This window comes from Sphingomonas bacterium, from assembly GCF_903643065.1.
Taxonomy (GTDB): domain Bacteria; phylum Pseudomonadota; class Alphaproteobacteria; order Sphingomonadales; family Sphingomonadaceae; genus Sphingomonas.
In genome coordinates this window covers 1-3,086 of record NZ_CAHJWX010000377.1, presented here as the reverse complement: position 1 = coordinate 3,086, position 3,086 = coordinate 1, and the positions used below count along the sequence as shown (strand labels likewise).

Annotated in this window: 3 protein-coding genes and 1 pseudogene; all 4 read left to right on the top strand. The window is 71.0% G+C overall.

Translation table 11 applies throughout. The features are described 5' to 3' along the window. Positions 1-106 precede the first annotated feature (106 nt). Positions 107-730: pseudogene (locus tag HUU95_RS12390) on the top strand (RibD family protein); the annotation flags it as partial. Continuing rightward, positions 730-1,341, top strand: a complete 612-nt coding sequence (locus HUU95_RS12385; RefSeq protein WP_174280382.1) for a riboflavin synthase — start codon at positions 730-732, stop codon at positions 1,339-1,341. The pseudogene HUU95_RS12390 and the gene HUU95_RS12385, both read left to right, overlap by 1 nt. After that, complete coding sequence (gene ribB, locus HUU95_RS12380) at positions 1,325-2,476, top strand: 3,4-dihydroxy-2-butanone-4-phosphate synthase (RefSeq protein ID WP_174280381.1); 1,152 nt, start codon at positions 1,325-1,327, stop codon at positions 2,474-2,476. Before HUU95_RS12385 ends, ribB begins: the two co-directional genes overlap by 17 nt. A 12-nt stretch (positions 2,477-2,488) precedes the next feature. After that, complete coding sequence (gene ribH / locus HUU95_RS12375) at positions 2,489-2,914, top strand: 6,7-dimethyl-8-ribityllumazine synthase (protein ID WP_174280380.1); 426 nt, start codon at positions 2,489-2,491, stop codon at positions 2,912-2,914. Positions 2,915-3,086: the final 172 nt, after the last annotated feature.

Genomic DNA, 3,086 nt, shown 5'->3' with positions numbered 1-3,086 from the left:
TCGTCGCACTGCTCGGCGCCGGCGCGGATGAAGTCGCCGCAGATGGCGGAGCAGACGCTCGGCGTCGAGCCCACGCGTCCCGCCACGGATTACGGCTACATCCGACGCGGCGCGGCGATCGATGGCGGGCTGGCTGACCCGGCGCGCGCGGGGCCGGCCGTTCGTCACGCTCAAGCTCGCCACCTCGCTCGACGGCTGCATCGCGACCGCGTCAGGCGAGAGCCGGTGGATCACCGGACCCGACGCACGCGCGCACGCGCATGGGGAGCGCAGCCGGCACGAGTCGATCCTGGTGGGACGGGGCACGTGGGAGGCGGACCGGCCGGCGCTCGATGTGCGGCTGGCGGGGCTGGAAGGGCGCGGCCCGGTGCGGGTGGTACTGTCCGCCAGTCACCCTCACCCCCTGCGCTCGCCTGACGGCGAGATGTCTCCCGATGCGAGAGGGAAGGGGGAGGGTGACCCGCGTCACATCGCCTCGCCCACCGACATCTCCTTCCTTCCCGGTGACCACCTCCTCGTCGAGGGCGGCGCCGCCACCGCCGCCGCGTTCCTCCGCGCCGACCTCGTCGACCGGCTGCTGCTGTACCGCGCGCCGATCCTGCTCGGCGGGGGCATGGCGGCACTCGCGGACATCGGCCTGTCCTCGCTCGCCGCCGCGCATGGCCGCTGGCGACTCGCCGACGCGCGCGCGCTTGGCGTCGACCGGCTGGAGGTATACGAGCGCGCCTGATGTTCACCGGGATCGTCAGCGACGTGGGAGCGATCCGCTCCGTTGAGCAACGCGGCGACGTGCGCGTCGTCGTCGACACCGCCTACGACACCGCCGGCGTCGACCTGGGGGCCTCGATCAGCTGCTCGGGCGTCTGCCTCACCGTGGTCGACAAGGCACCCGGCTGGTTCGCCGTCGACGTTTCCGGCGAGACGCTGTCCCGCACCGCGCGCGATCAGTGGACCGCCGGCCGCCGGCTCAACCTCGAACGCGCGATGAAGCTGGGCGACGAGCTGGGCGGGCATATCGTCACCGGCCATGTCGACGGGGTCGCCGAGGTGGTGAGCGCGCGACCGGACGGCGACTCGCGGCGCATCGAGATCGCGGTCGCGCGCGCGGTCGCGCCGTTCCTGGCGCCCAAGGGATCGGTGACGGTGGACGGCGTGTCGCTGACCGTCAACGACGTGACCGACACGCCCGACGGCGCGACCTTCACGATCAACCTGATCCCGCATACCCAGGCGGTGACGACGCTGGGTGAGCTGGATCCCGGCCGCGCGGTCAACATCGAGATCGACGTGCTCGCGCGCTACCTGATGCGGATGGAGGATTATCGTGCCCGCGAGCGCTGAGCTGTCACGGTTGCGCCATGGCTTCCTCTCCAGCCCGGAAGAGCTGATCGACGAGGCGCGCAATGGCCGCATGTTCATCCTGGTCGATGACGAGGATCGCGAGAACGAGGGCGACCTCGTCATCCCGGCGCAGATGGCGACGCCGGAGAAGATCAACTTCATGGCCAAGCACGGCCGCGGCCTGATCTGCCTCGCGCTCACCAGGCGCCGCGTGGAGGAGCTGGGCCTCGGGCTGATGAGCCGCAACAACGGCACACGCCACGAGACCGCCTTCACGACGAGCATCGAGGCGCGCGACGGCGTCACCACCGGCATCTCGGCCGCCGACCGCGCGCGCACGATCGCGGTGGCGATCGATTCGGGCAAGGGCCGCGACGAGATCGTGACGCCCGGCCACATCTTCCCGCTGGTCGCGCGCGACGGCGGCGTGCTGGTCCGCACGGGGCACACCGAGGCGGCGGTCGACGTGTCGCGGCTGGCGGGGCTCAACCCGTCGGGCGTGATCTGCGAGATCATGAACGAGGACGGCACGATGGCGCGGCTGGACGACCTGGTCGCCTTCGCGCAAGGTCACGGCCTCAAGATCGGCACGATCCGCGACCTGATCGCCTATCGCCGCCGTCACGACCATCTGGTCGAGAAGCGCGCGGAAGCCAGGTTCACCAGCCGCTGGGGCGGCGACTGGACCGCGCTCACCTATTGGAACAAGGCGACCGGCAGCGAACAGGTCGCGCTGGTCAAGGGCCGCGTCGATCCGAGCAAGCCGACGCTGGTGCGCATGCACGCGCTGTCCACCTTCGCCGACATCTTCGGCGAGGCCGGTGATCGCGCGACGCTGCTCGCGCGATCGATGGAGATCATCGGCGAGGCGGGCGCGGGCGTGGTCGTCGTCATCAACCGGCCCCGCCCCGACCAGTTCACGCTCGCGCTCCAGGCCAAGGCGGGCACGCTGCCGGCGGACATGGAGGAGCTGCGCGACTATGGCGTCGGCGCGATGATCCTGACCGAGCTGGGGGTGGAGGAGATGGTGCTGCTCACCAACACGCATCACACGCTGGTGGCGCTGGACGGGTACGGGCTGAGCATCGTCGGCGAACGGCGGATCGATGGCGAGCCCTCGTCGATGCAGGGATGACGAAGGAACCCCATGGCCCACATCCTCGTCGCCGAAGCGCGGTTCTACGATCATCTCAACGACCTGCTGATCGCCGGTGCCACCGCCGCGATCGGCGCGGCGGGACATAGCGTTGAGGTGGTCACCGTGCCCGGCGCGCTGGAGCTGCCCGGCGCGATCGCGCTGGCGGCCGACACCGGGCGGTATGACGCCTATGTCGCGCTGGGCGTCGTCATCCGGGGCGAGACCTATCATTTCGAGATCGTCGCGGGCGAGAGCGCGCGCGGGCTGATGGCGCTGTCGATGGACGGGCTCGCGATCGGCAACGGCGTGCTGACGACCGAGAACGAGGCGCAGGCGCTCGCGCGCGCGGACCCGGCGCGGCTCGACAAGGGCGGGGCCGCGGCGGCGGCGGCGCTGGCGATGCTGGCGCTGCGCGAGCGGTTCGGCGCGCGGTAGCGGCGTGGTGACCTGAACGAAAGACACTGGACGCCGCTCGCGCATTGAGGCGTAATACGGGCTTCGGCGTATGGCGAACGATCTGGCTGGGAGCGCGACATGGTGAAGCGGCTGGCTCTTCTCCTTCTTCTCGCGGCGCCCGCGCTCGCGCAGGATCGCGGCGACACGGTGG